Origin of the sequence: Roseateles albus (genome assembly GCF_028595345.1) — a bacterium.
GTDB lineage: Bacteria > Pseudomonadota > Gammaproteobacteria > Burkholderiales > Burkholderiaceae_C > Paucibacter_A > Paucibacter_A albus.
Window position 1 is genome coordinate 294,521 of sequence record NZ_JAQQXT010000001.1, and the last position, 23,813, is coordinate 318,333.

General features: G+C 62.6%; 19 protein-coding genes. 17 read left to right on the top strand and 2 right to left on the bottom strand.

Annotated features, from left to right (window positions below):
* The first annotated feature begins 57 nt into the window (after window positions 1-57).
* Genes PRZ03_RS01210 through PRZ03_RS01245 form a run of 8 tightly spaced genes read left to right on the top strand, consistent with a single transcriptional unit; the run spans window position 58 to window position 5,496 of the window.
* The gene (locus PRZ03_RS01210) at window positions 58-792 is read left to right on the top strand and encodes a TetR/AcrR family transcriptional regulator (protein ID WP_273598649.1); all 735 of its coding nucleotides are present in this window, start codon (window positions 58-60) and stop codon (window positions 790-792) included.
* A complete protein-coding gene (locus tag PRZ03_RS01215; RefSeq protein WP_273598650.1) occupies window positions 789-1,232 on the top strand; it encodes a hypothetical protein in 444 nt (147 codons plus the stop codon). Before PRZ03_RS01210 ends, PRZ03_RS01215 begins: the two co-directional genes overlap by 4 nt.
* Complete coding sequence (locus PRZ03_RS01220; protein ID WP_273598651.1) at window positions 1,229-1,738, top strand: DUF2867 domain-containing protein; 510 nt, start codon at window positions 1,229-1,231, stop codon at window positions 1,736-1,738. Before PRZ03_RS01215 ends, PRZ03_RS01220 begins: the two co-directional genes overlap by 4 nt.
* Window positions 1,728-3,083: an ABC1 kinase family protein gene (locus tag PRZ03_RS01225; RefSeq protein WP_273598652.1), complete on the top strand. Its 1,356-nt coding sequence runs from the start codon at window positions 1,728-1,730 to the stop codon at window positions 3,081-3,083. The genes PRZ03_RS01220 and PRZ03_RS01225 overlap by 11 nt, the downstream gene beginning before the upstream one ends.
* Entirely contained in the window at window positions 3,080-3,475 is a 396-nt protein-coding gene (locus tag PRZ03_RS01230; protein WP_273598653.1) for a DUF4345 domain-containing protein, read from the top strand. The genes PRZ03_RS01225 and PRZ03_RS01230 overlap by 4 nt, the downstream gene beginning before the upstream one ends.
* A gap of 3 nt (window positions 3,476-3,478) precedes the next feature.
* Window positions 3,479-3,883, top strand: coding sequence for a DUF6463 family protein (locus PRZ03_RS01235; protein WP_273598654.1), 405 nt, complete (start codon window positions 3,479-3,481; stop codon window positions 3,881-3,883).
* A gap of 12 nt (window positions 3,884-3,895) precedes the next feature.
* Window positions 3,896-4,747, top strand: a complete 852-nt coding sequence (locus PRZ03_RS01240; protein ID WP_273598655.1) for an alpha/beta hydrolase family protein — start codon at window positions 3,896-3,898, stop codon at window positions 4,745-4,747.
* Window positions 4,748-4,806: 59 nt separating this feature from the next.
* On the top strand, window positions 4,807-5,496 hold the full coding sequence (locus PRZ03_RS01245) for a molybdopterin-dependent oxidoreductase (protein ID WP_273598656.1): 690 nt from the start codon (window positions 4,807-4,809) through the stop codon (window positions 5,494-5,496).
* On the opposite strand, the gene PRZ03_RS01250 is transcribed toward PRZ03_RS01245, so the two are convergent.
* Window positions 5,493-6,902 (bottom strand): glycoside hydrolase family 30 protein, encoded by a 1,410-nt coding sequence (locus PRZ03_RS01250; RefSeq protein WP_273598657.1) that lies wholly within the window; start codon window positions 6,900-6,902, stop codon window positions 5,493-5,495. The two genes, PRZ03_RS01245 and PRZ03_RS01250, sit on opposite strands and share 4 nt — an antisense overlap.
* Before the next feature lie 185 nt (window positions 6,903-7,087).
* On the opposite strand from PRZ03_RS01250, the gene glk reads away from it, so the two are divergent.
* The 9 genes from glk (at window position 7,088) to PRZ03_RS01295 (ending at window position 21,936) form a co-directional block, all read left to right on the top strand.
* Window positions 7,088-8,122: a glucokinase gene (gene glk / locus PRZ03_RS01255; protein ID WP_273598658.1), complete on the top strand. Its 1,035-nt coding sequence runs from the start codon at window positions 7,088-7,090 to the stop codon at window positions 8,120-8,122.
* A gap of 198 nt (window positions 8,123-8,320) precedes the next feature.
* Window positions 8,321-11,332 (top strand): TonB-dependent receptor, encoded by a 3,012-nt coding sequence (locus tag PRZ03_RS01260; RefSeq protein ID WP_273598659.1) that lies wholly within the window; start codon window positions 8,321-8,323, stop codon window positions 11,330-11,332.
* Between the two features lie 9 nt (window positions 11,333-11,341).
* Complete coding sequence (locus PRZ03_RS01265; protein ID WP_273598661.1) at window positions 11,342-12,886, top strand: tryptophan halogenase family protein; 1,545 nt, start codon at window positions 11,342-11,344, stop codon at window positions 12,884-12,886.
* A 24-nt stretch (window positions 12,887-12,910) separates the two neighbouring features.
* A complete protein-coding gene (locus PRZ03_RS01270) occupies window positions 12,911-13,606 on the top strand; it encodes a SapC family protein (protein ID WP_263535011.1) in 696 nt (231 codons plus the stop codon).
* A complete protein-coding gene (locus PRZ03_RS01275) occupies window positions 13,603-15,090 on the top strand; it encodes a tryptophan halogenase family protein (RefSeq protein ID WP_273598662.1) in 1,488 nt (495 codons plus the stop codon). Before PRZ03_RS01270 ends, PRZ03_RS01275 begins: the two co-directional genes overlap by 4 nt.
* Window positions 15,091-15,133: 43 nt before the next feature.
* A complete protein-coding gene (locus PRZ03_RS01280; RefSeq protein ID WP_273598663.1) occupies window positions 15,134-17,665 on the top strand; it encodes a mechanosensitive ion channel family protein in 2,532 nt (843 codons plus the stop codon).
* 217 nt (window positions 17,666-17,882) lie between these two features.
* Window positions 17,883-18,350 carry an Lrp/AsnC family transcriptional regulator gene (locus tag PRZ03_RS01285; RefSeq protein WP_263535008.1) on the top strand — a complete coding sequence of 156 codons (468 nt, stop codon included), beginning with the start codon at window positions 17,883-17,885 and terminating at the stop codon, window positions 18,348-18,350.
* Between the two features lie 181 nt (window positions 18,351-18,531).
* Window positions 18,532-20,337, top strand: a complete 1,806-nt coding sequence (locus PRZ03_RS01290) for a DUF1800 domain-containing protein (protein WP_273598664.1) — start codon at window positions 18,532-18,534, stop codon at window positions 20,335-20,337.
* A gap of 63 nt (window positions 20,338-20,400) precedes the next feature.
* A complete protein-coding gene (locus PRZ03_RS01295; RefSeq protein ID WP_273598665.1) occupies window positions 20,401-21,936 on the top strand; it encodes a DUF1501 domain-containing protein in 1,536 nt (511 codons plus the stop codon).
* 2 nt (window positions 21,937-21,938) lie between these two features.
* Here the strand turns inward: PRZ03_RS01295 and recQ are convergent, their stop codons facing one another.
* Window positions 21,939-23,807, bottom strand: a complete 1,869-nt coding sequence (gene recQ / locus PRZ03_RS01300) for a DNA helicase RecQ (protein ID WP_273598666.1) — start codon at window positions 23,805-23,807, stop codon at window positions 21,939-21,941.
* Window positions 23,808-23,813 lie beyond the last annotated feature (6 nt).

Here is a 23,813-nt window from a genome sequence, read left to right on the forward strand (position 1 = left end):
ATATTGACTATTCAATAGATGTGAAAAATAATCTATTAAACGATAGTTGGTAAACATATGCGCATCACCAAGTCCCAAACCGAGAAGAACCGCCGGCAAGTCATTCAGACTGCGGTGGACCTGATGACGAGCCAGGGCTTCGAGGGCACGACGATGAAGCAGATCGCTCGCGCTGCCGACTTGGGCGATGCGACGATTTACAAATACTTCCCCAGCAAGGAGAAGCTGGTGCTGGCCTACTTCGAGCAGGCTGTCGCGGATGCCTTGGTGCAGATCGGCAAAACCAAGGGTTTGGCCTCCTTCAGCTTGCAAGAGCGCATGCAGTTGCTGATCGACGCCTTGCTGGAGCAGTTTTTGGCCGATCGCGAGTTCGTGGCCTTGGCCCACAAGTTGGTGGCGGGCGCGCCTTTGCTGCTGATGGGTGAAGACCTGCCCGGCAAAACGCTGCTCAAGCAGGCCTTTGCGGACATGCTGGAGCAGGCCGAGGAGAAGGGCGAAATCGCGGCTTGCGGCTTCAAGCCGAGTTTGGCGGCCTTGCTGGCCGACAGCGTCTATGCCATCACCGCCTATTGGCTGCGCGACGACTCCGACGAGTTTGCCAACACCACGCAGATGGTCGATCTGAGTCTGGATCTGCTGGTGCTGGCCTTGCACAGTGGCATTGTCAACAAGGCTTTGGATCTGGGCGGCTTCTTGCTGCGCAGCCAGTTGACGCGCTTGCTGCGCGATGGCAATGGCTTGCTCGACTTGCTCAAGCTGGCGCGCAGCGGTTTGGCCAGGGGCGCGGCATGAACAGCGTGGCCGGCCACAACCACTGGCTGCTGCTGGGTGCCGGCCTGAGCGCCATCGCGGCCTTGCTGCATGTGGCCATCATCTTCGGTGGCGGCGACTGGTACCGTTTTTTTGGTGCCGGCGAGGCAATGGCTCGGATGGCCGAGGCGGGCCGCAGCTATCCGGCCCTCGTCACCACCGGCATTGCCTTGCTGCTTTCGGTTTGGAGCGCCTACGCGCTGGCCGGCGCCGGTTGGGCTTTGGCGGCTGGGCTGCCGTGGATCAAGGCGGCGCTGATTGCCATCACCGGCGTCTACCTGCTGCGCGGCTTGGCGCCCTTGCCGCTGTGGCTGCTGGCGCCTGCGCAAGTGACGCCATTCTGGATTTGGAGCTCCTTGATCTGCGGCGTTTTCGGCCTAGTTCACCTGATTGGCCTGATCCAGGTCTGGGGCCGACTATGAGCATGGTCGCCCTATGCCCCTTGCCCGCCGGCAGCCGCATCTTGCGGGCCGAGCCGGGCGCGGATTTCTCGGACAGCTATCGCTTCGCCAGCATCGAGCCCGAAGCCAGTGTCTTGGCGCAGTTTCTCGCGCTGAGCGCACGCACGCCGGCCTGGATGGACTTTTTGATGGCGCTGCGCAACCAGGCGGTGCGCTGGGTCGGGCTGAAGAACCTCGGCGCGATGGCCGTCGGTGACCCGCACAAACTGGCCTCCAGCTACTTGCCCGGTGACCGGGTCGGCATCTTCACGCTGCAATTCGCGGACTTCAACGAAGTCATTCTGGAGGACCGCGACAAGCATCTGCATGTGCAGGTCTCGCTGTTCAGGTTGGGGCAGGATGAATTGCAGATCAGCACCGTCGTGCACATCCACAACCGGCTCGGCCGCGTTTACATGAGCGTCGTTGGCCCGGTGCATGGCTTGATCGTGCCGATGATGTTGAGGCGGCTCGGCCATGTCCACTAAAGCACCGCGTACCGGCCGCCTGGCCCGCGGCGCGATTGCCGGGCTGGCAGTGGCCCGCGCCGGTGCGGCTCAGCTGAGCCACCATGTGCAGGCGCTGACCCGTAGCCCAGAACAGGCAGAACAGACCGAACAAGCCCGGCTCGCCCATCAGGCCAAGCTCGGCCGCATCCTGTTTGCCGCCTTGAATCAACTCAAGGGCACGGCCTTGAAGGCCTCGCAGCTGCTGAGTCTGGAGCTGGGCTTGCTGCCCGAGGGTATGCGTGAGGAACTGGCCAAAGCGCATTACCAGGTCACGCCGCTGAACCGGGCCTTGGTGATCAAGCTGCTGCGCCAGGAGTTTGGCCAAGGGCCGGATGATTTATTCGCTCAGTTCGAGCCGAGCGCCTTTGCCGCCGCCAGCTTGGGGCAAGTGCACGGCGCGACCTTGGCGAGCGGCGAGGCGGTCGCCGTCAAGCTGCAATATCCTGGCATGGCTGCCTCCATCGGCAGCGATATGGCGATGCTGCGTACCTTGCTGCAGACTTTTGCGCGCGGCTCGGACAGCTTGCCCAAGGCCGACATCGTCGAGCGTGTGCTGGTCGACATCGAAGCCAAGCTGGCCGAAGAGCTGGACTATCACCGCGAAGCCGAGCAATTGCAATGGTTCGCGCAGGCCCTGGCCGGGCGACCTGGGCTGGTGCTGCCGCGGACCTTCGCGCACCTGAGCAGCAAACGGGTGCTGACGATGCAGCGCCTGCTCGGCATGCATCTGAATGAATGGTTAGCGACAGAGCCCAGCCAAGCCGAGCGCGACCATTTCGGCCAATTGCTGTTCGACACCTTCTTGTTCAGCCTGTTCGAGCTGCGTCGCCTACAGGCGGACCCGCATCCGGGCAACTATCTCTTCATGGCCGAGGGCCGGCTGGGGCTGCTGGACTTTGGCTGTACCAAGCAGCTCAGCGAGAAATTCTGTGTCGGTATCAGCGGGGCCTGGTCGGCCATGCTGTGTCAGCCCTGCGACTTGGATAGGCTGCAACAGATCTATTTGGAACTGGGCTTGATCGCAGCCAGCTTGAGCAAGGCCGATTTCCGCGAACAGCTGATGCCGGCGCTGGCAGAGACCCTGGCCTGGCAGACCGCGCCCTTTGCTGTGGCCGTCTATGACTTCGGCCAGCATCCGGTGATGCCCAGGCCCGACCCGGCGCAGCAACGCCTGGCGGTGAATTTTCTCCAAGCGGTAACACCCGAGTTGCCTTACTTTGACCGCGCCTACCTCGGCCTGGTGTTGATGCTCAAGTCACTCGGCGCGCGCGTGCGCACCAGCAACCAGTGGATAGGCCCAAGCACTACAGCACCGACGCCATGAGTAAACGAAACCTGCAAATCGCCACCGCCTTGCTGGGTCTGGTCCCCTTGCTCACCGGCCTGCTCGGCATGGCCGGTCTTGCCGACCCGCTCTACGCCGCAGCGGGCCTGCCTGCCAACAGCCTGCTGGACAGCAATCTGCGCTTTCTCAGCGGGGTCTGGTGCGGGCTGGGCGTCGCGGTGCTTTGGATGGTGCCCCGCATCGACACCCAGACCACCTTGTTCCGCGCCCTCTGGGGCATGATTTTTTTGGGTGGCGTCGGGCGGCTGCTGTCGCTGCTTTATGCCGGCTGGCCGCCGCTGCCCTTTGTCGCTTTCACCGCTCTTGAAATCATTGGCGCGCCGCTGTTTGTGCTCTGGCAAACGCGTGTGGCCGCCGCACATGCCGAATAAACCATGAACAACACACACCTCACGCCCCCGCCAACTCAGCGAACCTGGATCGGTCATTGGCTGATGGCCGTGGCCGCGCTGCATACCTTGTTCGCGCTCTTCGTCTTCCAGCGCCCGCTGGTAAACATCCTGCAGCGCGGCTTCTTCAACACCGTGGGGCAAGACCCGCTGACGGCGGCGACCGTCTGGTTTGTGCTGTTCGGCGCGCTGCTGGCCTTGCTGGCCTTGGCGATCACTCCCTTGGAGCGCAGTGGCGACGCTCGCTCCTTGCGCCGCCTGGGCTGGGGCGTGTTGCTGCTCAGCTTGCTGGGCCTGGTGCTGATGCCGAGTTCGGGCTTCTGGCTGGCGCTGCCGGCTGGCTTCGCAATGCTGAGGCGCTCAAGCGTTCGCGCCATCGATTCCATCTAAGGACCAACTCCTATGTCTTCTCGTTTCCTCCTGCTTTTGGCCGGCCTCACGCTGGTGGCCGGCAACTGCTTTGCCGGTGCTTTTGAGTACGAAGTCAAAACCGTCAACTACAAGAATCTGGCCGCCCGGCTGTATTTGCCGAAAACCACCGAGAAGGTGCCGGCCGTGATTGGCTTCGGTGGCTCGGACCCGAGCTGGGGTTTTGCCGAAGCCAATGGGCAGATGATGGCCTCCAACGGCATTGCGGTGATCGGCCTCGTTTACTTCAAGACCGAGCCGGGCTTGCCGGCGACGCTGGACCATATACCGATGGAGTATTTCATCAGCGCGATTGACTACGCCGAAACGGTCAAGGAAATCGACGCCACGCGCATCGGCGTTGTCAGTGGTTCACGCGGCTCGGAAGCCGGCTTCTTGTTGGCGATCTTGGACCCGCGCATCAAATCCGTCGCCATCACGACGCCGAGCAAGGTGGCCTGGTCGGGCATGACGACTTCTCAATCGGCCTGGACCTATCAAGGCAAGGATATTCCGTCCATGGATTTGCCGGACTTGGAAAACGCCACGCAAATCCAGCGCTTCGAGAAGGCGCTGCAAGACAGCGAGAAGGTCAGACAAGCCACTTTTGCGTTTGAAAAAATCGGCGGGCCCATGCTGCTGATCTCGGCCGAAAACGATCAAATCTGGCCCGGCACGCCGATGACGCAAGACATCATGGCCTACTTGAAAGCACATGATTTCAAGTACTCGGCGATCCACAAATCCTATCCAACCGGGCATGGCTTCAGCAAAGAAACCGCGCCCGAGATCAAGCAGATGATCATCGATCATTTTGTGCAGACGCTGAAAAGCGTCGGTCCATGAATTTGCGAGCAGCCGGCCGACTTTCATTGGCTGAGCAAACGAACTCACCGAGCGAAGCCATGAACAGCAGCAATGCCGATCTGCCCCCGGGCCAGCGCGAGCGCGACAGCTTTCCGCGCTTTGGCTTGACGCAATTCGCGACCCGCTTTCCGGCGCAGGTCGACACCATCAGGCTGCAGATCCTGGGCGAGGTCCGAGCGCCTATCGAGATCGGTTTGGCGGAGCTGCAAGGCTTGCCGCGCATTGAGCTGGTCGCCGACTTTCATTGCGTCACAACCTGGACCCACAAAGGCCTGCGCTGGGGCGGCGTGCGCTTTCGCGACTTTTATCAGCAATTGGTTTTGCCCAAAGCCGGGCCCGTGAGCGGCGCCGACTTTGTGATCTTGCGCGGCCAGGACGGAGCGCGCAGCTGCATGTCGCTGCAGGATCTGCTGGCCGAGGATGTGCTGCTTGCCGACTGCCTGAACGGCGAGGCCTTGGGGCTGGACCATGGCGCGCCGCTGCGTTTGCTGGCGCCGGCGCATTACGGCTACAAAAACATCAAGCATCTTGACCGCATTGAATTCCGCCGTAGCAGCGTCGGCTACCGACCCAGCGCCTATCGCTTCATGGAACACCCACGCGCCCGAGTGGCAGCGGAGGAGCGTGGCCGCTGGCTGCCGAACTGGCTGCTGCGACTGCTTTACCGGCCGCTGATTGGCCCAACGGCGGCGCGTTTTGAGCAAGCGCTGAAAGAGCGACGCCCCTAGCTCGCCACAAAGCTGCTGATCGAGCGCGCCGGCGCCAGCGCCTGGCATTGCCTAGCGTCTATTTTGAGCGTGTAGGGAATAGCGGCCTCGCTGCGGTTGAGTACGACCAGCACCTTGCTGCCGTCAGGGTTGATGAAGGCCGTGACCTCCAGGTCTTGCTTGCTGGCCGCGCACAGCAGCCGCTGCGCGCCCGGCTTGATGAAGCGGGCGAAATGGCCGAGATAGTCATAGGAGCTTTGCGGCATCAACTCGCCGGTCTGCCGATTGGCCATGATGGGCGCGCTGCACAAATTGCCGACATGGTTCGGGCCGCCGGTTTCATCCAGCAGCAGGTTCCAGTCAATCCAGCCGACCGTCCAGCGATTCAGATCGTTGATGATGTTGCGGGCATAACGTTCCCCCAAAGCGGCGGAGCCGAGGTGTGGCCCGCCTTCCTGGCAGCCTTCGGTGAAGAGCAGCGCCTTGTCAGGCCAAGCGTCGTGCAGCAGCTGAACATGCTCGAAATGGTCTTCGCCATACCAGTGGAAGCCGCAGCCCCACACATATTGGGCAGCCTTGGGGTCGCTGTAGACGGCTGCCGCGCGCTCCACCATCAGGTCGCGGTTATGGTCCCAGACGATGATCTTGACGTGGCCCATGCCCGCTGCTGCCAAGGCGGGCCCGAGATGGTCGCGTACAAAATCGCGCTCCTGCTCGGCGCTGTAAATGCAGGAATCCCAGCGTTGCGTGGCGGCCGGTTCGTTCTGTACCGTCAGACCCCAGATCGGCACCCCCTCTGCCGCATAGGCCTGGATGAAGCGAACATAACATTGAGCCCAGACGGCGGCATATTCGGGCAGCAACTCACCGCCCTGGTTCATCTGCCCGTTGCTCTTCATCCAGGACGGCGGGCTCCAGGGCGAGGCCAGCAAGCGGATAGATGTCGACCCCGCTTGCTGCGCTACCGCCTGTGCCGCCTTGATCATGGGCAGTAGCGCCTTGCGATCGCGCTCGATATTGAAATGCTCCAGCAGCACATCACCGGCCACCGCCGCATGGGCGTAGTTGCCCAGCGCGAAGTCGCAGCTGTTCATATGCAGCCGGCACAGCGTGTAGCCGTGGCCGCTGTCGGCATCAAAGTATTGGCGCAGCAGCGCGGCGCGCTCGGCTTCGGGCAGCGCGCCCCAGGTGACGGCCGCGGCTTCGGTGAAGGCGCCGCCAAAGCCCAGCAGGGTTTGAAAGCGCCGCCCGCTGTGGACCATCACGCTGGGCAAGTCGCTGTGCGCCGAATTGGCGCCGGCTGGGCTTTGCAGCAACAGCGGCGCTTGTTCGGCGAGCCGGTGTTGGCCGTCGGCCGTGCTCAGCACGCGGCGCAGCTGCAAGGGTTCTGACAAGGAGTTTGAAAGGCCTGGTTTGGATGCGAGCATGGCGCTGGGTGTTTTGAGGTGAGAGGAAAGGAGAGAGGAAAGATGAAGAGGGGCCGAGACATGTGGGCGCTGTTTTTGCACACCAGGGAAAACCAGTGCTTGCTTCATGAAAGCGCTTTCATTACGATTGTGGCATTGCGGCGGCTGCCGTCAAGTGTTCCGAAGTTTGCTTCGCAAAGGATCTCATGAGCCTGAATGCCTCCGCGTCTTTGTATCCGCGTCTGCTTGGCGATGTGGGAGGCACTCATGCCCGCTTCGCCTGGGGCGAGGATGCCGGCGGCGCGGTCGCAGACATCGTCAGTTACAAGTGCGCGGAGCAGGCCTCGCTGCAAGAGGCGATCGCCAGATACCTGGCGGAGCAGGGCAAGCCGCGCCCGCGTGCCTGCGCGATCGGCATCGCCAACCCCATCGTCGGCGACACGGTGCGCATGACCAATCACCATTGGTCCTTCTCGATTGCCCAGCTCAAGCAAAGCTTGGGCGTGCAGCGCCTGGCGGTGCTGAACGACTTCACCGCGCTGGCGCTTTCCTTGCCGGCACTGCGGCCCTCGCAATTGCGCCAAATTGGCGGTGGCAGCGCGGTGGCGGGCGAGGCTATGGCGGTCTTGGGCGCAGGCACCGGCTTGGGTGTGGCGGGGCTTTTGCCGGTTGGAAGTGCTGGAGGTGCAGGCAGTGCTGGCAGTGCCAGCCAGGGCGGCAGCGGAAATTACGCGCCAATCAGCGGCGAGGGCGGCCACGCCAGCCTGGCGGCTATCGATGAGCAAGAGGCGGCCGTCGTCAACTGCTTGCGCCAGCGCTTCGGTCACGCTTCGGCGGAGCGGGCTTTGTCCGGGCCGGGCCTGCTCAATCTCTACCAGGCCGCGGCGCAATTGGCCGGCCGGCCCGCGCCCCTGACCAGCCCCCAAGCGCTGATTGCCGCCGCACGCGAGCAGCGCGATCCGGATTGCTTGGCTGCGCTGGATTTGTTTTTTCGTTTCTTGGGCAGCTTTGCCGGCAATCTGGCGCTGACCTACGGTGCCCGTGGCGGCGTCTATGTCGGCGGCGGCGTCGTGCCGCGCTTGTTGCCGGAACTGGCGGCCTCACGCTTTCGAGAGCGCTTTGAGGCCAAAGGGCGCTTCGCCAACTACCTCGCGGCCGTGCCTACCTTTGTCATCGACGCGGCGGTGTCGCCCGCCTTGATCGGCGCCTCGCGCGCCTTGGATGCGGCAGCGCTCGGCTGAGCGCTGCAAGCCCAAAGCTCGGAAAAACAACAAAGCAAGGGAGTTCCCTAGATTCACCCAAAGGCAAAAATCAGTATGGTTGTGAAAGCGCTTTCAAAACGTCCTGAAAATGACGATTCAGAAAAGTGGGCGAGCCCAGCTTGCCGATAGGCCCATCGAATGAATGTGGCCCTTAGAAAACTACGAACGGAGACAAACATGATCAATTCCCCAGTCCAGCGGGCCAGCCAAGCTGTCGGCCCTGTGTTTCAAATGAGCAAGCTGGCCCTGGCCTGCGGGCTTTGCGTGGCCGGCATGGGCAGCGCCCATGCACAACAAGCAACGCCGCCAGCGAGCGAACAGCCGGCAGCCGCGAATGTGCTGGAGGCCGTGGTCGTTACCGGCATTCGCGGCAGCTTGGGCTCGTCGATGAACCTCAAGCGCAATGCGCAGGGCGTGGTCGACGGTATCGTGGCCGAAGACATCGGCAAGTTCCCCGACACCAATCTGGCCGAGTCCTTGCAGCGCATCAGTGGCGTGTCGATCGACCGCTCGATCGGCGAAGGCTCCAAGGTCACCGTGCGCGGCGTCGGCCCCGACTTCAACTTGGTGCTCTTGAACGGCCGGCAAATGCCCGCCTCCAGCATCGCCGACACCTCGGCCTCGAACTCGCGGGCCTTTGACTTCGCCAACCTGGCCTCGGAGTCGATCGCCGGCATCGAGGTCTTCAAGACCAGCCGTGCCGCGTCGCCGGCCGGCGGCATCGGCGCCACCATCAATATCAAGACCGCCAGGCCGCTGGACAACCCCGGCCTGCGCGCCAGCCTCGGCGTCAAGGGCGTGCACGACACCTCCAACGGTCGCCTGCCCGACCCGCTGCAAGGCAGCGAAGTCACGCCCGAAGTCTCGGGCATCTACAGCAACACCTTCGCCGATGGCAAGTTCGGCATCGCCATCAGCGGCAGCTATCAGGAACGCAATCTGGGCTACAACCAGGCGGCGGTGGCCAATGGCTGGCGGCCCTTTGCCGGCGATGAGAACAACTGGGGCACCATCCCCCAGCCCGGCACGCCAGGCTCCGAGAACATCATCAATCGCCCTGGCCCCACCGATATCTATTCGGTGCCGCAGAACTTTGCCTATTCGGTCAACGGCATTCAGCGCCAACGCACGAACGGCCAGGTGACGCTGCAATACAAGCCCATCAATGACCTAACGGCCACGCTGGACTACACCTACTCCCAGAACAAGATCCAGACCAAGCGCAACGAGTTGTCGGTCTGGTTCAACTTCGGCCCCTCGTCCAGCAGCTGGAACAGCGGCCCGGTCAGCAGCCCCAAGATCTATTCGGAAACTATCGTTCCGGCCACCAGCGATTTGTCCATGGGCGGCGCGCAATACGCAACCAAGAACGAGAACAACTCCACCGGCTTCAACCTGGCCTGGAAGGCGAGCAACAAGCTCACCTTGGAGTTTGATGCCCACCATTCGACGGCGACATCCGGTGCCGACAGCCCTTACGGCTCCAACTCCAGCCTGGGCACGGCCAGCTTCACGCGCGGCACCACGGCCGTGGACTTCACCCAGAAGTTCCCGGTCCTGAGCGTGGCCGGCGGCAATATCGACGCATCCAAGATGATGGTGACCGGCTCATCGTTCCGCAACAGCTATATGAAGTCGTCGATCGACCAAGGCCAACTGACCGGCAACTACAAGCTCTCGGACGAATCGCGTCTGGACTTCGGCATGAGCCTGAACAAGGTCGACAACCGCTCGGCCTTCTCCAATGTGCAGCGCGACACTTGGGGTGGCGCCACCAATGCCGCCGACTATCCGGACAATGTCTGGCGCGCCGACAGCATCAGCCCCTATTTCAAGCAAATGAGCGGCCATGACAGCCCGGCGCTGTTCAACCAGTTCTTCACCTTCGACTTCGAGACGGTGCGCGCCCTGGCCGCCAAGGCTGCTGGCGACGATTCGCTCTACCGCGCCTCCAACCAGTTCACGACCGACCGCAAGGTGCAGGAAAAGACCCAGAGCGGCTTTTTGCAGTACAGCACCAGCTGGGAGTTAGGCCTGCCGGTCAATGCCGCTTTCGGTGTGCGTTACGAGAAAACCGATGTGACGGCCACCGCTCTGGTGCCCACCGCCACCGGTATCAATTGGGTGGCCAATAACGAGTTCTCGGTGCAGTTTGGTGCCCCTGGCTACACCACGCTGGAAGGCAGCTACAAATACTTCCTGCCCAGCGTGGACGTGGACGTGGACGTGACCCGCGACGTCAAGGCACGCGCCAGCTATAGCGAAACCATTGGCCGTCCCGGCTGGGGTGACATCCAGGGCGGGCAGACGCTGAACCAGCTGGCCCGTATCGACGGCGGCACCGGCGCGCAGGGCAACCCGGCGCTGAAGCCCTTGAAGTCCAAGAACTTCGATTTGTCCGGCGAGTGGTACTACGGCAAGGCCAGCTTCTTGTCGCTGGGCTACTTCAAGAAGAACATCGAGAACTTCATCGGCACCACGACGACGCAGGGCACGCCTTTCAATCTGCGCACGCCGGCCGGCGGTGCCTTCTTCAAGGAGGCGATCGCCAAGGGCTGCGTCACGTCCGACATCACCTGTATCCGCAACTACATCTTCCTGAACAAGAACGGCCAGGGCGGGGTGGTGCGAGGCAAGGATGATGCCAACGGCAACCAGACCGGCGTGATCCCCGGCCAGGCCAGCGATCCGATCGCCACCTTCGCCATCACCACACCAGCCAACCAGCGCAAAGACAGCCTCAACGGCCTGGAGTTCAACGTCCAGCATATGTTCGGCAAGAGTGGCTTCGGCGTCTCGGCCAACTACACCTATGTCACCTCGGGGCTCAAGTACGACAACAAGAACCGAGGCGAGCAGTTCGCCTTGGAGGGCTTGAGCGACTCGGCCAACTTGGTCGGTTTCTACGAGAACGACAAATGGTCGGTGCGTGTGGCCTATAACTGGCGGGATGAATTCCTGACCTCGCGTTTCGACGGCACCGGCTTGCCCAACCCGGTCTATACCGATGCCTATGGTCAGGTTGACGTCAATATTGGCTACAAGCTGACCGAGAAACTGAGCCTGCAGGCCGAGGTGATCAACCTCAATGACGGCGTACAGCGTTTGCACGGCCGCAACAAGGATCAGCTGCTGTACGCCACACAGACAGGGCCACGATATATGTTCGGAGCGCGCTACACCTTTTGATAGGGCGAGATGACCGAGGTGATCAAGCAGATCGTGATTTTGGGCGGGGGCTCGGCCGGTTGGCTGAGCGCCGCCTTGATCGCGGCCGAACATGGGGAGGGCCTGCAGGTGACGCTGCTGGAGTCGCCCGATGTGCCGGCCATTGGCGTCGGCGAGGGCACTTGGCCAACCATGCGCGACACCTTGCACAAAATCGGCATCAGCGAGACCGACTTGGTGCGCGAGTGCGAGGCTACGTTCAAGCAAGGCTCCAAATTCGTCGGCTGGGTCAATGGCCGTGCCGACGATCAATACGCTCATCCCTTTGTACTGCCGCAGGGCTATACCGAAGCGAATCTGGTGGCGGCCTGGCTGCAGCAGCACGCGAATGTACCGTTTGCGGAACTGATGAGCTTTCAGCCCCATCTTTGCGCGGCCGGTCTGGCGCCCAAGCAGGCGGCCACGCCGGAGTTCGCGGCAGTGGCCAACTATGGCTATCACTTCGACGCGGTCAAATTCGGTCACCTTCTGCGCCGACATTGCCTGGAAAAGCTTGGCGTCAAACATGTGCAAGACCACATGGTCGGCGTCAACTCACACGCCAATGGCGATATCGCTTCGCTGCAGACCCAGGTGCATGGAGCACTGAGCGCTGATTTGTTCATTGACTGCAGCGGCATGGCTTCGCTGCTGCTCGGCCAGCACTTCGGTGTGCCCTTGCTGTCGCAGCAAGATGTCTTGTTCAATGACAGCGCGCTGGCGCTGCAAGTGCCTTACCCCCGGCCCGATAGTGCGATTGCCTCGCAGACCATTTCGACGGCGCAAAGCTGCGGCTGGATCTGGGACATCGGCCTGCAGACGCGGCGCGGCATTGGCTATGTCTATTCGAGCACGCACAGCTCGGACGAGGCGGCTGAAATCGAGCTGCGCGCCTATGTGACCAAGACCGGCGGAGCCGCCGAAGCTTTGACCGCCCGCAAACTGAGTTTCAAGCCCGGCTACCGGGCCCGCTTCTGGCACAAGAACTGTGTTGCCATTGGTCTTTCAGCCGGCTTTATCGAGCCGCTGGAGGCTTCTGCGCTGGCGCTGGTTGAGTTGTCGGCCACGTTGGTGAGTGAAGAAATGCCGGCTAACCGGACGCTGATGGACATTGCTGCCCAGCGCTTCAACGATGCCTTTACTTACCGCTGGGAGCGGGTGATCGATTTTCTGAAACTGCATTACGTCTTGAGCCAGCGCCGCGACAGCGCTTATTGGCGCGAACAGGCCGCGAGCACGCCGCCGCGGCTGCAAGAGCTGCTGGCGCAATGGCAGCACCGCCCGCCCTCGCGGCACGACTTCCACCGCATCGAGGAAATGTTCCCCTCGGCCAGTTATCAATACGTGCTCTACGGCATGGGCTTTCGGCCCTTGCCAAGCGCTGGCGCGCGGCGCAGCGAAGATGCGGCCAATGCGCAAAAGGCCGCCGGCTTCTTTTCCGAAACCGCCCAATTGACGCGCCGGATGCTGGGGGCTCTACCCAGCAACCGGGCGCTGATAGCCCATATCCAGCAGCATGGCTTGCACAGCATCTGAACCCCTCTTCCCGAGTCAATCCTCATGGCCAATTCTGTTTTACTGAATAACGTCGACCACCAAGACCTTCGCGTCATCAACCGTCGTGCTGCCGAGTTAGGCGATGGGCAGATGTTCGCGCTGACCTTCCCGGATGAGTTTCGCAGCATCCAGGCGCATTACCCGATCGTGTTTCGCAAGACGGCCGAGGGCACAGGCTTCGAGCCGATTGCCTTGCTGGGGCTGCAAGCCGGCCAGAACTTGTTCTTGCGCGACGGACGCTGGGATGCGGCCTATTTGCCGCTCTCGCTAGAGCGCCAGCCCTTTTTGATTGGCCGCTCGGGCCAGGAATTGCTGGTGCATATCGATCTGGACAGCCCGCGCCTGAGCCGCAGCGAAGGCGAGGCGCTGTTCTTGCCGCATGGTGGCAGCAGTGACTACCTGCAGCGCATCAACTCGGTCTTGCTGGCCCTGCATCAAGGCTTGGACGCCACGCCCGCCTTCATCCAGGCGCTGCAGGCGCATGAGCTGCTGGAATCCTTTGTGCTGGATGTCGAGCTGAACGACGGCTCACAAAATCGTCTGGCCGGCTTTTACACAATCAACGAGGAGCGTCTGGCCGGTTTGCCCGGCAGCGCGCTGGAGGCTTTGGCGCGCGCCGGCCATCTGCAGGCGATCTATATGGCGGTGGCGTCGCTGTCGCAGCTGCGCACATTGATTGACCGGCAGAACCAAGTATGAGCAGCGAACGCAAACCGATCAAACGCATCGTCATCGCCGGCGGCGGCACGGCCGGCTGGATGGTGGCGGCCGCCTTGTCCAAGACCTTGGGGAAGTTGCTCGACATCAAGCTGATCGAGTCCGATGAGATCGGCACCGTCGGTGTCGGCGAGGCGACGATTCCGACCTTGCTGACCTTTCACAGCCTGCTGGAGATCAATGAGCAGGAATTCATGGCCGCCACCCAGGCGACCTTCAAGCTCGGCATCAGCTTTGAAAACTGGCGCGACCGGGGGCAGGACTACATCCACTCCTTTGGCTTGACCGGCAAAGACCATTGGACGGCTGGCTTTCAGCATTTCTGGCTCAAAGGCCGCGAGCGCGGATTGGCCGGCGAGTATGGCGACTATTGTCTGGAGCTGAAGGCGGCGCAGCAAAGCAAGTTCGCGCATTTGCCGCGCGCCGGCATGAACTACGCCTTCCATCTGGACGCGACGCTGTACGCCAAGTATCTGCGCAAGTTCAGCGAGGGGTTTGGCGTGCAGCGCATCGAGGGCAAGATCACCGAAGTGGCGCTGGCGGGCGAGAACATCGCCGCGCTGCGGTTGGATTCCGGCGCCTTGATCGAGGGCGATTTGTTCATCGACTGCACCGGCTTTCGCGGTCTCTTGATCGGCGAGGCCTTGGGCGTGGGCTATGAAGACTGGTCGCATTGGCTGGCCTGCGACAGCGCGGTGGCACTGCAGACCGTTTCGACCGGCCCGGCTTTGCCCTACACACGCTCTATCGCACATGCCGCCGGTTGGCAGTGGCGCATTCCGCTGCAGCACCGGGTCGGCAATGGGCTGGTCTATGCCAGCAAACACATTGACGATGAGCAGGCCAAGCAGGCGCTGCTGGCAAACGTGGAGGGCGAGGCTTTGACGCAGCCGCGCGTGCTGCGCTTTCAGCCCGGTCAGCGCCATCAAACCTGGCGCGCGAACTGCGTCGCCATCGGCTTGTCCAGTGGCTTTTTGGAGCCTCTGGAGTCCACCAGCATCCACCTGATTCAGCGCGGCATCACGCGCCTGTTGCAGATGTTTCCGTCTAAGGGCATCTGCCCTGCGGACATTGCTGAATACAACCAGCAAAGCCGCAACGAGATCGAGCATATTCGCGACTTCATCGTGCTTCACTATCACGTCACCCAGCGCCAGGACAGCGCCTTTTGGCGCCACTGCCGCGAGATGAGCATTCCGGCCTCGCTTCGCCACCGGATTGATTTGTTCCGCGAGACCGCAAGAGTATTCCGTGTGCCTAACGAGCTATTCGCCGAGAACTCCTGGATACAGGTGATGTTGGGCCAGGGCATCTTGCCGCAACAGCATCACCAAGTGGCTGATCTGATGGGCGACGCCGAGCTGGCGCGCTTCCTGAACAGCATTCGCCAGCAGGTCGATCAAACCGTCGTGCAGCTGCCGGCCCATCAGGCCTATGTCGAGTCCTATTGCAGGGTGGCCGGCTGACGGCACAATGCAGCTGCGCCGGGGTGGCGCCAATGGATGTTGCATGATCAAGAAGATCGAATCTAGGAGGGCTTGGTTCAAGCGGCCGGGGCCTTACGGCTGGCTGCTGGGCCTGAGTTTGCTGCTGGCATTGGGCGCCATCTCGCCCGGCTTCGCGCAGGCGCCGCCCGCCGGTACTGCGGCCGCCGCCGAGAGCCGCCACGAGGTGATTGCGCCGGCGGATATTCCGGCGCGCGCCGATGCCGATGAGCAGCTGATCGTCACCGTGGTGCGGCGCGCCAACAGCGCCGATGCGGGGCGCCGGTTGGAGCAGTCGCTGGCCGAACGGGCCGAGTCCATCAAGCAGCTGACCGACAAATCCAGCAGCAGCGCGCTGGCCTTGCTGTCGGTGCGCCGGCTCGAGAGCTTGCACCGACATTGGCAGTTACATGAGCGGGAGATTGCCCGCAGCCGGGCCGAGTTGGCTCGCGTTCTGCAAAGCCGCTCCGAAGACGCAGCCGATCTGGCCGCGCGGCGCAATATCTGGCAAGCCACCCGGGTCAGCGCGGCCGACTCGGCGCCCGCCTTGGTGCAGCGCGTGGACGAATTGATCGCGTTGGCACAGCAGGGCGAGGTCGATCTGGCCGGCCCCTTGGCCAAGCTCTTGGAGCGAGGCCGCACCGCTAGTGCCTTGGCGACCCATGTCCACAATATGGTCAATGCGGTGCAGACCCGTATCGAGGATCTCGACCGCCGCTTGCTGGTGATCGATGCGCCGCCTCTGTGGCAGGCGGCCGCCTCCGACGAGGTGGCCGAGCCGGTCAGTGTCGGCCTGCGCAGCAGCTTGGAGATCGAGCGCGGCTTCGCCCGCGATCACGATGCCAGCAGCGCCAAGCTGCTGCCGGTCCTGGTCTTGTCGGCGCTGGCGCTGCTGCCCATGATGTTTTGGCTCAAGCGCCGCGCCCGGCAGATGGTCAGGGACGGGCAGGCCTCGGAGCTGTCCATGCAGATCCTGTCTCGGCCTTTGGCGGCTTGGCTGGTCTTGGTGGCCTTGGGCGCAATGGTCTACGACCTGCATGGCCCCATCATGCGGCAGCAGATGGTGATGCTGCTGGCTTGGGTGCCGGTGCTGGTGTTGTTGCAGCGGCGCATCCCGCCGGCCGTGGGCCCCTGGGCTTATCTGAGCGCGGTGTTCTATTTCTTCAATGTCGTGGCCTCGCTGTTTGTCGGCAGCTTGCTGGTCTACCGCTTCGGTTTGCTGGCCTTGAATCTGTTGATGCTGTTGACGCTGGGGATCTTGGGTTGGCGGGCGCTGCGCGAGCCCGCCGTGGCGCAAGGCGAGCCGGCGGACGAAGGCTCGCTCAATTCCGGGGCGAGCGCCGTGCAGCCGGCCAATCAGGTCCCCAAATGGCTGCCGGCCGGGCTCTTGCTTTTGGCTTGTGCTGTGCTCTTGGCCTCCGCCCTGTCCAATGTGCTGGGCAATATCTCCTTGACCACCATGTTGACCGGCGCCGTGCTGGACAGCAGTTATGCGGCGCTGGCCTTGTACGCCGGTGCATCGGTGCTGGTGGCTTTGTTGCAAGTCTTGTTGGCGCGGCCCAAGCTGGCACAGCTGAGCAAGCGTCATGCGGGTACCTTGGTGCCTGTGGTCGTGCGCTTGGGGCGCATCCTCTTGCTGCTGGGCTGGGTGGTTTATGCCTTGCAGGACTTCCGCATCTACCGGCCTTTGTACGACATGCTGATGGCGGCGCTGACCTTTCAGGTGGCACTGGGCGGATTGACGCTCAGTCTGGGCAGTGTGGTGGCCTTTGTGGTCGCCACCTGGGCCTCGTTCTGGGTGGCGCGTACGCTGCGCACGCTGCTGGCCGAGGATGTGCTGCCGGCGCTCAAACTGCCGCTTGGCGTGGGGCAGAGTGTCTCGACGATCAGCTACTACTGCGTGCTGATCTTTGGTTTGCTGACCGCGCTGGCGGCCGCCGGCTTCAAGGTCGGTGAGCTGGCGATTGTGTTCGGCGCGCTCGGCATCGGTATCGGCTTGGGCCTGCAAGATGTGGTGCGCAACTTTGTCGCCGGCTTGATTTTGATGTTCGAACGGCCGATCCGGCCCGGCGATGTGGTGGACGTGGCTGGCCTGACCGCCACGGTGCGCGATATCGGTTTGCGCGCCACCACCTTGACGACATTCGAAGGCGCCGATGTCGTTTTACCCAACGGCATGATTCTGGCGGACAAGCTGGTCAACTGGACGCTGACCGGCAACAGCCGGCGCATCAATATCGACGTCAGCACCGGCTATGAGGTCAGCCCGCAGCAGACGATTGCGATGCTGATCGGCATTGCGCAAGACCTGGACGGCGTCGCCTCCTTCCCGCCGCCTTCGGCCTTGTTGACCGGGCTGACGCCGGGCGCCCTGACCTTCAATGTGCGCGCCTGGACCACCCAGCAGGCCGACTGGGTGGCGGTGCGCAGCGCCTTTGCCATGCGCATCCGCGACGCCTTTGCCGAGGCCAATATCGTCGTGCCGCTGCCGCAGCGCGAGTTGCATATACACAAGGCGGACAGCCTGAAAGGCGTGCTGCCCGATGCCGCCGCTTAGCCCTAAAGCCGAAGCCCCAGGCACTTGTGGTGCCTGGGGCTTTGCTGATTGCCGGGGCTGAAGGACAAGGCGGTGTGGCCTGCCTGTGTTGCATTGGTCTGTAGAACCAATGCATTCAGTGTAGGCAAGAGCTGCCGGCAGAAAATTGCGAAGATGGCCAGATTTTCTTGCGAATTGGCAGAAAATTGCGCCATCGAAGCTAAGCAAGGCGTGAGTCATGGAATTAGACCGTATTGATCGCCAGATTCTGGAGCTCTTGCAGCAAGACGGCCGCATCAATAACCAGGAGTTGGCCGAGCGTGTCGGCCTGTCGCCCTCGCCCTGCTTGCGCCGTGTGCGCGCCTTGGAAGACAGCGGCCTGATCACCGGCTACCGGGCGCAACTGGATGCTAAAAAATTGGGCCTGAGCCTGATGGCCCTGGTGCATATCTCGATGGACCTGCACACGCCGGAGCGCTTCGCCAACTTCGAAGCCGCGGTGCAGGTCTTGCCCGAGGTGCTGGAATGCTTGCTGATCACCGGTCAGGCGGCCGACTATCAGCTCAAGCTGGTGGTGCGCGATATGGATCATTTCCAGAGCCTGCTGCTCGGCAAGCTCACGCGCATTCAAGGCGTCACCGGCGTGCACTCGAGCTTTGTGCTGCAGCAGGTGGTCAGCCGCACGGCCTTGCCGGTAGGCGGCTAGACAAAAAGACCTAGAGCGGTAGTTTTTCACGCCAAGGCCTGGCCCGTGCTGGTGGCGGCCCTCCTGGCAACACGCACTTACATCTCTTGCGTTTCTCGCAGACCTGAGACGCCGTCCGCTCCCTACAGTTCGCTCCATCGCGCAGCCCTTCGGCCTGCGCTCGCAGTTTGGAGCTTGATGTATGCGCGATTTTCCTTTGTGTTTGGCAAGGCCCGCGATGGCGGGCCGCAGTCTGGCTTGGCTGGCGGCGTTGGCCTTGGTGGCGGGCTTGAGCGCCTGCGGCGGCTCGGGCGGTGCGGCCGGTGACACCGCCGGCCCAAGTTCCAACCCTGCCAGCCCCTCAAGCCCTGCGCCTACGGTCGCCAAACCAGGCAGCCGCGAGGAGGCGATGCGCTTCCTGATGCAGGCCAGCTTCGGTCCGACCGAGGCCAGCATCGCTGCCGTCATGGATAAAGGTTATGAGCCTTGGCTGGATGAGCAACTCGCCAAGCCTGCCAGCATGCACCGGCTGAATTGGGATGCGTCCGATGCAGCCGTGAAAGCTCTGAAAGCCACCGACTCGGCCGGCAGCCGCGAAGTGCTGGACTCCTTCTACAAGGTGGCCATCACCGGCGATGACCAATTGCGACAGCGCGTCGCTTACGCGCTGTCCCAAATCATGGTGGTGTCGATGGCGCAAGACAATGTCGGCAACCAGCCGCGCGCCGTGGCTTCGTATCTGGATACCTTGTCCGCCAATGCCTTCGGCAACTACCGCGTGCTGCTTGAACAGGTGGCCACGCACCCGGCCATGGGCTTGTACCTGTCGCATCTGAAGAACCAGAAAGAAGACGCCAAGACCGGCCGGGTGCCGGATGAGAACTTCGCCCGCGAGGTGATGCAGTTGTTCTCGATCGGCCTGATCGAGCTGAACGCCGACGGCTCGCCCAAGCTCGAAGCCGGTGCGCCCAAGCCCAGCTACACGGCCGACGATATCGCCGGCATGGCCAAGGTTTTCACCGGCCTGAGTTGGGATGGCCCCGATACCGCCGACGGGCGCTTCTGGGGCTGGTGCCCCGACTATTGCGAGGCCGATCGCGCGTTCAAACCCATGCAGGGCTATAGCCAGTTCCATTCGCTCAGCGAGAAGAAGTTTCTGGGCAAGGTCGTGGCCGCGCAGGTCAAGGCCGACCCCGCCGCGAGCTTGAAGGCCGGCCTTGATGCCTTGGCCTTGCACGCCAATGTCGGCCCCTTCATCGGCCGTCAGATGATTCAGCGCCTGGTCACCAGCAACCCCAGCCCGGACTATGTGGCGCGGGTGTCCAAGGCCTTCGGCGCCGGCGATATGAAGGCGATGGTTAAGGCCATCTTGCTGGACAGCGAAGCCCGTGACGCCGGCTTGGCCGCGCAGCCAAGCTACGGCAAGCTGCAAGAGCCGGTGTTACGACTAACGGCGGCACTGCGCGCACTCGGCGCCAGCAGTGACAGCGGTGCGTGGTTGATCGGCGCTACCGACGACCCAGCCACCCAGCTCGGTCAATCACCGTTGCGCTCACCCTCGGTGTTCAATTTTTACCGTCCCGGTTTCATTGCGCCGGGCAGTGAAAGCGGCGCCGCCAAGCTGACCATGCCCGAGTTGCAATTGGTGCAGGAGACCTCGGTGGCCGGTTACGCCAACTTCATCAAAGGCGGCGTGGCCGGCGGCTTTGGGCAACGCGGCCTGGACTGGAAGGCCGCCCGCAATGACGTGCAATTCGATCTGACGGCCTTGATCGCCTTGGCCGCCAAGCCCGCCGATCTGGTTGAGCAAGTCAGCAAGCAACTGCTTGGGGGCCGCAGCAATGCAGCGCTCAAGGCCGAGATGGTGGCAGCGGTCGAATCGGTCAAGCTCGATGCGCTGAAGGCCGACGCCAGCAACAAAAAAACCGTCGATGACCAGTTGTTGAACCGCGCCAAATTGGGCGTCTATCTGGCGCTGGTGTCGCCTGAGTACCTGGTTCAAAAATAATGACTTGCGGGTAAGACCTTGGCGCGCAGCGCCATGCTCTGACCCCAACTGACTAAGGCACTTATGAAAACCAACTTCAACTCCCCCGCCTCCCGCCGCGCCTTCCTGGCCCAAGCGGCTCGTTTTGCCGGCCTGGGCGCCGCTGCGCCCATGGCGATGAATTTGGCTGCCTTTGGCAATGCCAGCGCGCAGACCGCCGGTGACTACAAGGCGCTGGTTTGCGTCTTTCTATTCGGCGGCAATGATGCCTTCAATATGGTCTTGCCGACCGATACCGAATCCTGGGCCGCCTACAGCCAGGTGCGCAATCAAGCGCCCGAGTCGATTGCGCTGTTGGCGCCGGGTACCCCGGCGCAAATGGGTGCCGGCGCAGGTTCGCCCGAACGGCTCGGCGGCGTGCTGGCGATCAACCCCATCACGTCACAAGGCCGCACGTTTGCCCTGCATCCCAGCATGAGCGGTGTGCGTGATTTGTTCGCCGCCGGCCGGCTGGCGGTGCTGCCCAATATCGGCCCGCTGGTGCGCCCCACCAGCAAGGCAGATTTAAAGCTCGTCACTTTCGCGCGGCCAGCCGGCTTGTATTCGCACAACGACCAGCAATCGACCTGGCAGTCACTGACGCCCGAAGGCGCGACGGTGGGTTGGGGCGGTCGCTTTGCCGACCTCTTGATGGCGGGCAATAGCCAGCCCCTCTTCAGTGCCGTCTCGGCCGGCGGCAATGCGGTGTTCTTGAGCGGCAAGCAGGCGCTGCAGTACCAGATCAGCACACGAGGTGCCATCCGCATCGGCGGCAGCGACACCAGTCTGTTTGGCTCCACTGCGGCGCTGGAGCGCATGCGCACCGTGATGCGCGGCGGCCGCAGCAACGACCTGATAGCACGTGATCATGCGACCGTGGTCAATCGCTCGCTGGCGGCCGAGGCCTTGATAGGCAGCGCCTTGCCGCCCGCCAATAGTGCACCCTATGGCACGGCCGGTCTGGCCAATGGTGCGGCCGATCCGCTTCTGCAATATGACAACCCCTTGACTGGGACCAAGTCAACTAACTCATTAGCCCAGCAGCTGCAAGTCGTGGCGCGCACCATGGGCGCACGCAGCGCCTTGGGTGCCGGGCGGCAAGTTTTCTTCGTCAGCCTGGGTGGCTTTGATACCCATGATGGACAGAACCGCGCCCAAGCCGACTTGATGGCCAAGCTCTCACACGCGCTGAGCTATTTTGACAACACGCTGGGTGCCATGGGCTTGCGCAACAACGTCACCACCTTCACCGCCAGCGACTTCGGCCGCACCTTCACCAGCAATGGCGACGGCACCGACCACGGCTGGGGCAGCCACCATTTCGTCATGGGCGGCGCGGTCAAGGGGCGCGAGTTCTACGGCAAGTTCCCGGTCGTCGGCGCCAAGAACGCCAAAAACAATGACTTCGACAGCAGCCCCAATCAGCTCGGCAATGGCGCGCTGCTGCCCGAGACTTCGGTCGAACAGCTCGGCGCGACGCTGGGCCGCTGGATGGGTGTCAGTGACGGAAATTTGGCCGACATCTTTCCGAACCTGAAGAACTTCGACGCGGCCAAGCGGGACCTGGGCTTTATGGCTTGAACCTACTCCAGCACGCGAAGAATCTGCTCGCCATAGGCTTCCAGCTTCTTCGCGCCGACGCCGCTGATTTGTGCCAACTCATCCAGGGTTTGTGGATGCTGCTTGGCCATTTCGGCCAGCGTCACGTTCTGGAAGATCACATAGGCGGGCAAGCTGTGCTCCTTGGCGACTTCGGCACGCCAGGCCTTGAGTTGATCGAAGCGGAGTTGAGCGTCCTCATCCAACTCGATCGGCGCTGCGCTACGGTTTGAGGTTGCTGGCTTGCCGCTGCCGCGAGCCAATCGGCCTTTCTTCGGCGCCACCGTCGGCACGCGCAGAAGTAACTGCACCTCGCCCTTCAAGACTGCGCGGGCGCTGTCGGCCAGGGCCAGCGTCATGTACTCGCCCTCGGCCACCACATGGCCCAGCGAGATCAGCTGACGCAGCACGGCGCGCCATTGCTGCTCGGGCAGGTCGGCGCCGACCGCCCAGGTACTGAGCGTCTGGTGGCCATATTGCGTGACCTTGTCCGTCACCTTGCCGCGCAGCACATCGATCAAATGGCCGGCGCCGAAACGCTGGCCGCCGTTCTGGTGAAAGCGGTAGATGCAGCTGAGCAGTTTGCGTGAAGCGTCGGTGCCGTCCCATGTCGCCGGTGGGTTTAAACAGTTGTCACAGTTGCCGCACGCGGTACTGGCTTCGCCGAAGTAACTCAGCAGCCGCACGCGCCGGCAGTCGGTCGCTTCGGCTAGCGCCAGCAGCGCATCGAGCTTGCCGCGCTGGCCTTTTTTGAATTCCTCGCCGGCCGGGCTTTCGTCGATCATGCGGCGCTGATTCACCACATCGGCCAGGCCGTAGGCCATCCAGGCCTCGGCCGGCGCACCGTCGCGGCCCGCGCGGCCGGTCTCCTGGTAATAGCTCTCGATGTTTTTGGGCAGATCCAGATGGGCAACAAAGCGCACATCGGGCTTGTCAATGCCCATGCCGAAAGCGATCGTCGCCACCATCACGACGCTGTCTTCGCGCAGGAAGCGGTCCTGGTGGCGCAGGCGCACCGCCGCATCCAAGCCTGCGTGATACGGCAGCGCCTTCAGGCCTTCGCTCTCCAGCCAGGCAGCGGTTTCTTCAACCTTTTTGCGGCTCTGGCAATAGACGATGCCCGCATCATCTTCATGCTCATCGCGGATGAAGCGCAGCAACTGTTCGCGTGGCTTGTCTTTTTCGACGATGGCGTAGCGGATGTTGGGGCGGTCAAACGAGGAGATGAAGATCTGCGCTTCTTCCAGGCGCAGCCGCTCGATGATGTCGGCGCGGGTCAGGTCATCGGCCGTCGCCGTCAAGGCAATGCGCGGAACCTCGGGGTAACGCTCGTGCAGCAGGCTCAGTGCCAGGTATTCGCTGCGGAAATCATGGCCCCATTGGCTGACGCAATGGGCCTCGTCGATGGCGAACAAGCTCAGCAAGCCGCGCTCATAGAGCGAGTCCAGCTGGGCCAAGAAACGCGGGTTGGTGATGCGTTCGGGCGCGGCATACAGCATCACCAGGCGCCCACTCATCATCTCGCGCTCGACATGGGCGGCCTGCTCACCCGATAGCGTCGAGTTCAGAAAGGCCGCGTGTACGCCCGCTTCTTCTAGCGCGCCGACCTGGTCATGCATCAGCGCGATCAAGGGGCTGACAACGATGCTGACGCCTTGGCCTGCGTGGTGGCGGGCGATGGCCGGGATCTGATAGCACAGGCTTTTGCCGCCGCCGGTGGGCATCAGGACCAGCGCGTCACCGCTGGCGCAGACGTGATTGACGATCTGTTCTTGGGCCCCGCGGAAAACTGGGTAGCCAAACACCTCTTGCAAGATGTTCAGGGGTGGGGATTTTTGCGTAAGCTGGCTCATGAGTCG

Excerpts from the sequence above, each read along its gene's own strand:
- PRZ03_RS01210 (WP_273598649.1), top strand. The coding sequence starts at position 58 with ATGCGCATCACCAAGTCCCAAACCGAGAAGAACCGCCGGCAAGTCATT.
- PRZ03_RS01215 (WP_273598650.1), top strand. The coding sequence starts at position 789 with ATGAACAGCGTGGCCGGCCACAACCACTGGCTGCTGCTGGGTGCCGGC.
- PRZ03_RS01220 (WP_273598651.1), top strand. The coding sequence starts at position 1,229 with ATGAGCATGGTCGCCCTATGCCCCTTGCCCGCCGGCAGCCGCATCTTG.
- PRZ03_RS01225 (WP_273598652.1), top strand. The coding sequence starts at position 1,728 with ATGTCCACTAAAGCACCGCGTACCGGCCGCCTGGCCCGCGGCGCGATT.
- PRZ03_RS01230 (WP_273598653.1), top strand. The coding sequence starts at position 3,080 with ATGAGTAAACGAAACCTGCAAATCGCCACCGCCTTGCTGGGTCTGGTC.
- PRZ03_RS01235 (WP_273598654.1), top strand. The coding sequence starts at position 3,479 with ATGAACAACACACACCTCACGCCCCCGCCAACTCAGCGAACCTGGATC.
- PRZ03_RS01240 (WP_273598655.1), top strand. The coding sequence starts at position 3,896 with ATGTCTTCTCGTTTCCTCCTGCTTTTGGCCGGCCTCACGCTGGTGGCC.
- PRZ03_RS01245 (WP_273598656.1), top strand. The coding sequence starts at position 4,807 with ATGAACAGCAGCAATGCCGATCTGCCCCCGGGCCAGCGCGAGCGCGAC.
- PRZ03_RS01250 (WP_273598657.1), bottom strand. The coding sequence starts at position 6,902 with ATGCTCGCATCCAAACCAGGCCTTTCAAACTCCTTGTCAGAACCCTTG.
- glk (WP_273598658.1), top strand. The coding sequence starts at position 7,088 with ATGAGCCTGAATGCCTCCGCGTCTTTGTATCCGCGTCTGCTTGGCGAT.
- PRZ03_RS01260 (WP_273598659.1), top strand. The coding sequence starts at position 8,321 with ATGATCAATTCCCCAGTCCAGCGGGCCAGCCAAGCTGTCGGCCCTGTG.
- PRZ03_RS01265 (WP_273598661.1), top strand. The coding sequence starts at position 11,342 with ATGACCGAGGTGATCAAGCAGATCGTGATTTTGGGCGGGGGCTCGGCC.
- PRZ03_RS01270 (WP_263535011.1), top strand. The coding sequence starts at position 12,911 with ATGGCCAATTCTGTTTTACTGAATAACGTCGACCACCAAGACCTTCGC.
- PRZ03_RS01275 (WP_273598662.1), top strand. The coding sequence starts at position 13,603 with ATGAGCAGCGAACGCAAACCGATCAAACGCATCGTCATCGCCGGCGGC.
- PRZ03_RS01280 (WP_273598663.1), top strand. The coding sequence starts at position 15,134 with ATGATCAAGAAGATCGAATCTAGGAGGGCTTGGTTCAAGCGGCCGGGG.
- PRZ03_RS01285 (WP_263535008.1), top strand. The coding sequence starts at position 17,883 with ATGGAATTAGACCGTATTGATCGCCAGATTCTGGAGCTCTTGCAGCAA.
- PRZ03_RS01290 (WP_273598664.1), top strand. The coding sequence starts at position 18,532 with ATGCGCGATTTTCCTTTGTGTTTGGCAAGGCCCGCGATGGCGGGCCGC.
- PRZ03_RS01295 (WP_273598665.1), top strand. The coding sequence starts at position 20,401 with ATGAAAACCAACTTCAACTCCCCCGCCTCCCGCCGCGCCTTCCTGGCC.
- recQ (WP_273598666.1), bottom strand. The coding sequence starts at position 23,807 with ATGAGCCAGCTTACGCAAAAATCCCCACCCCTGAACATCTTGCAAGAG.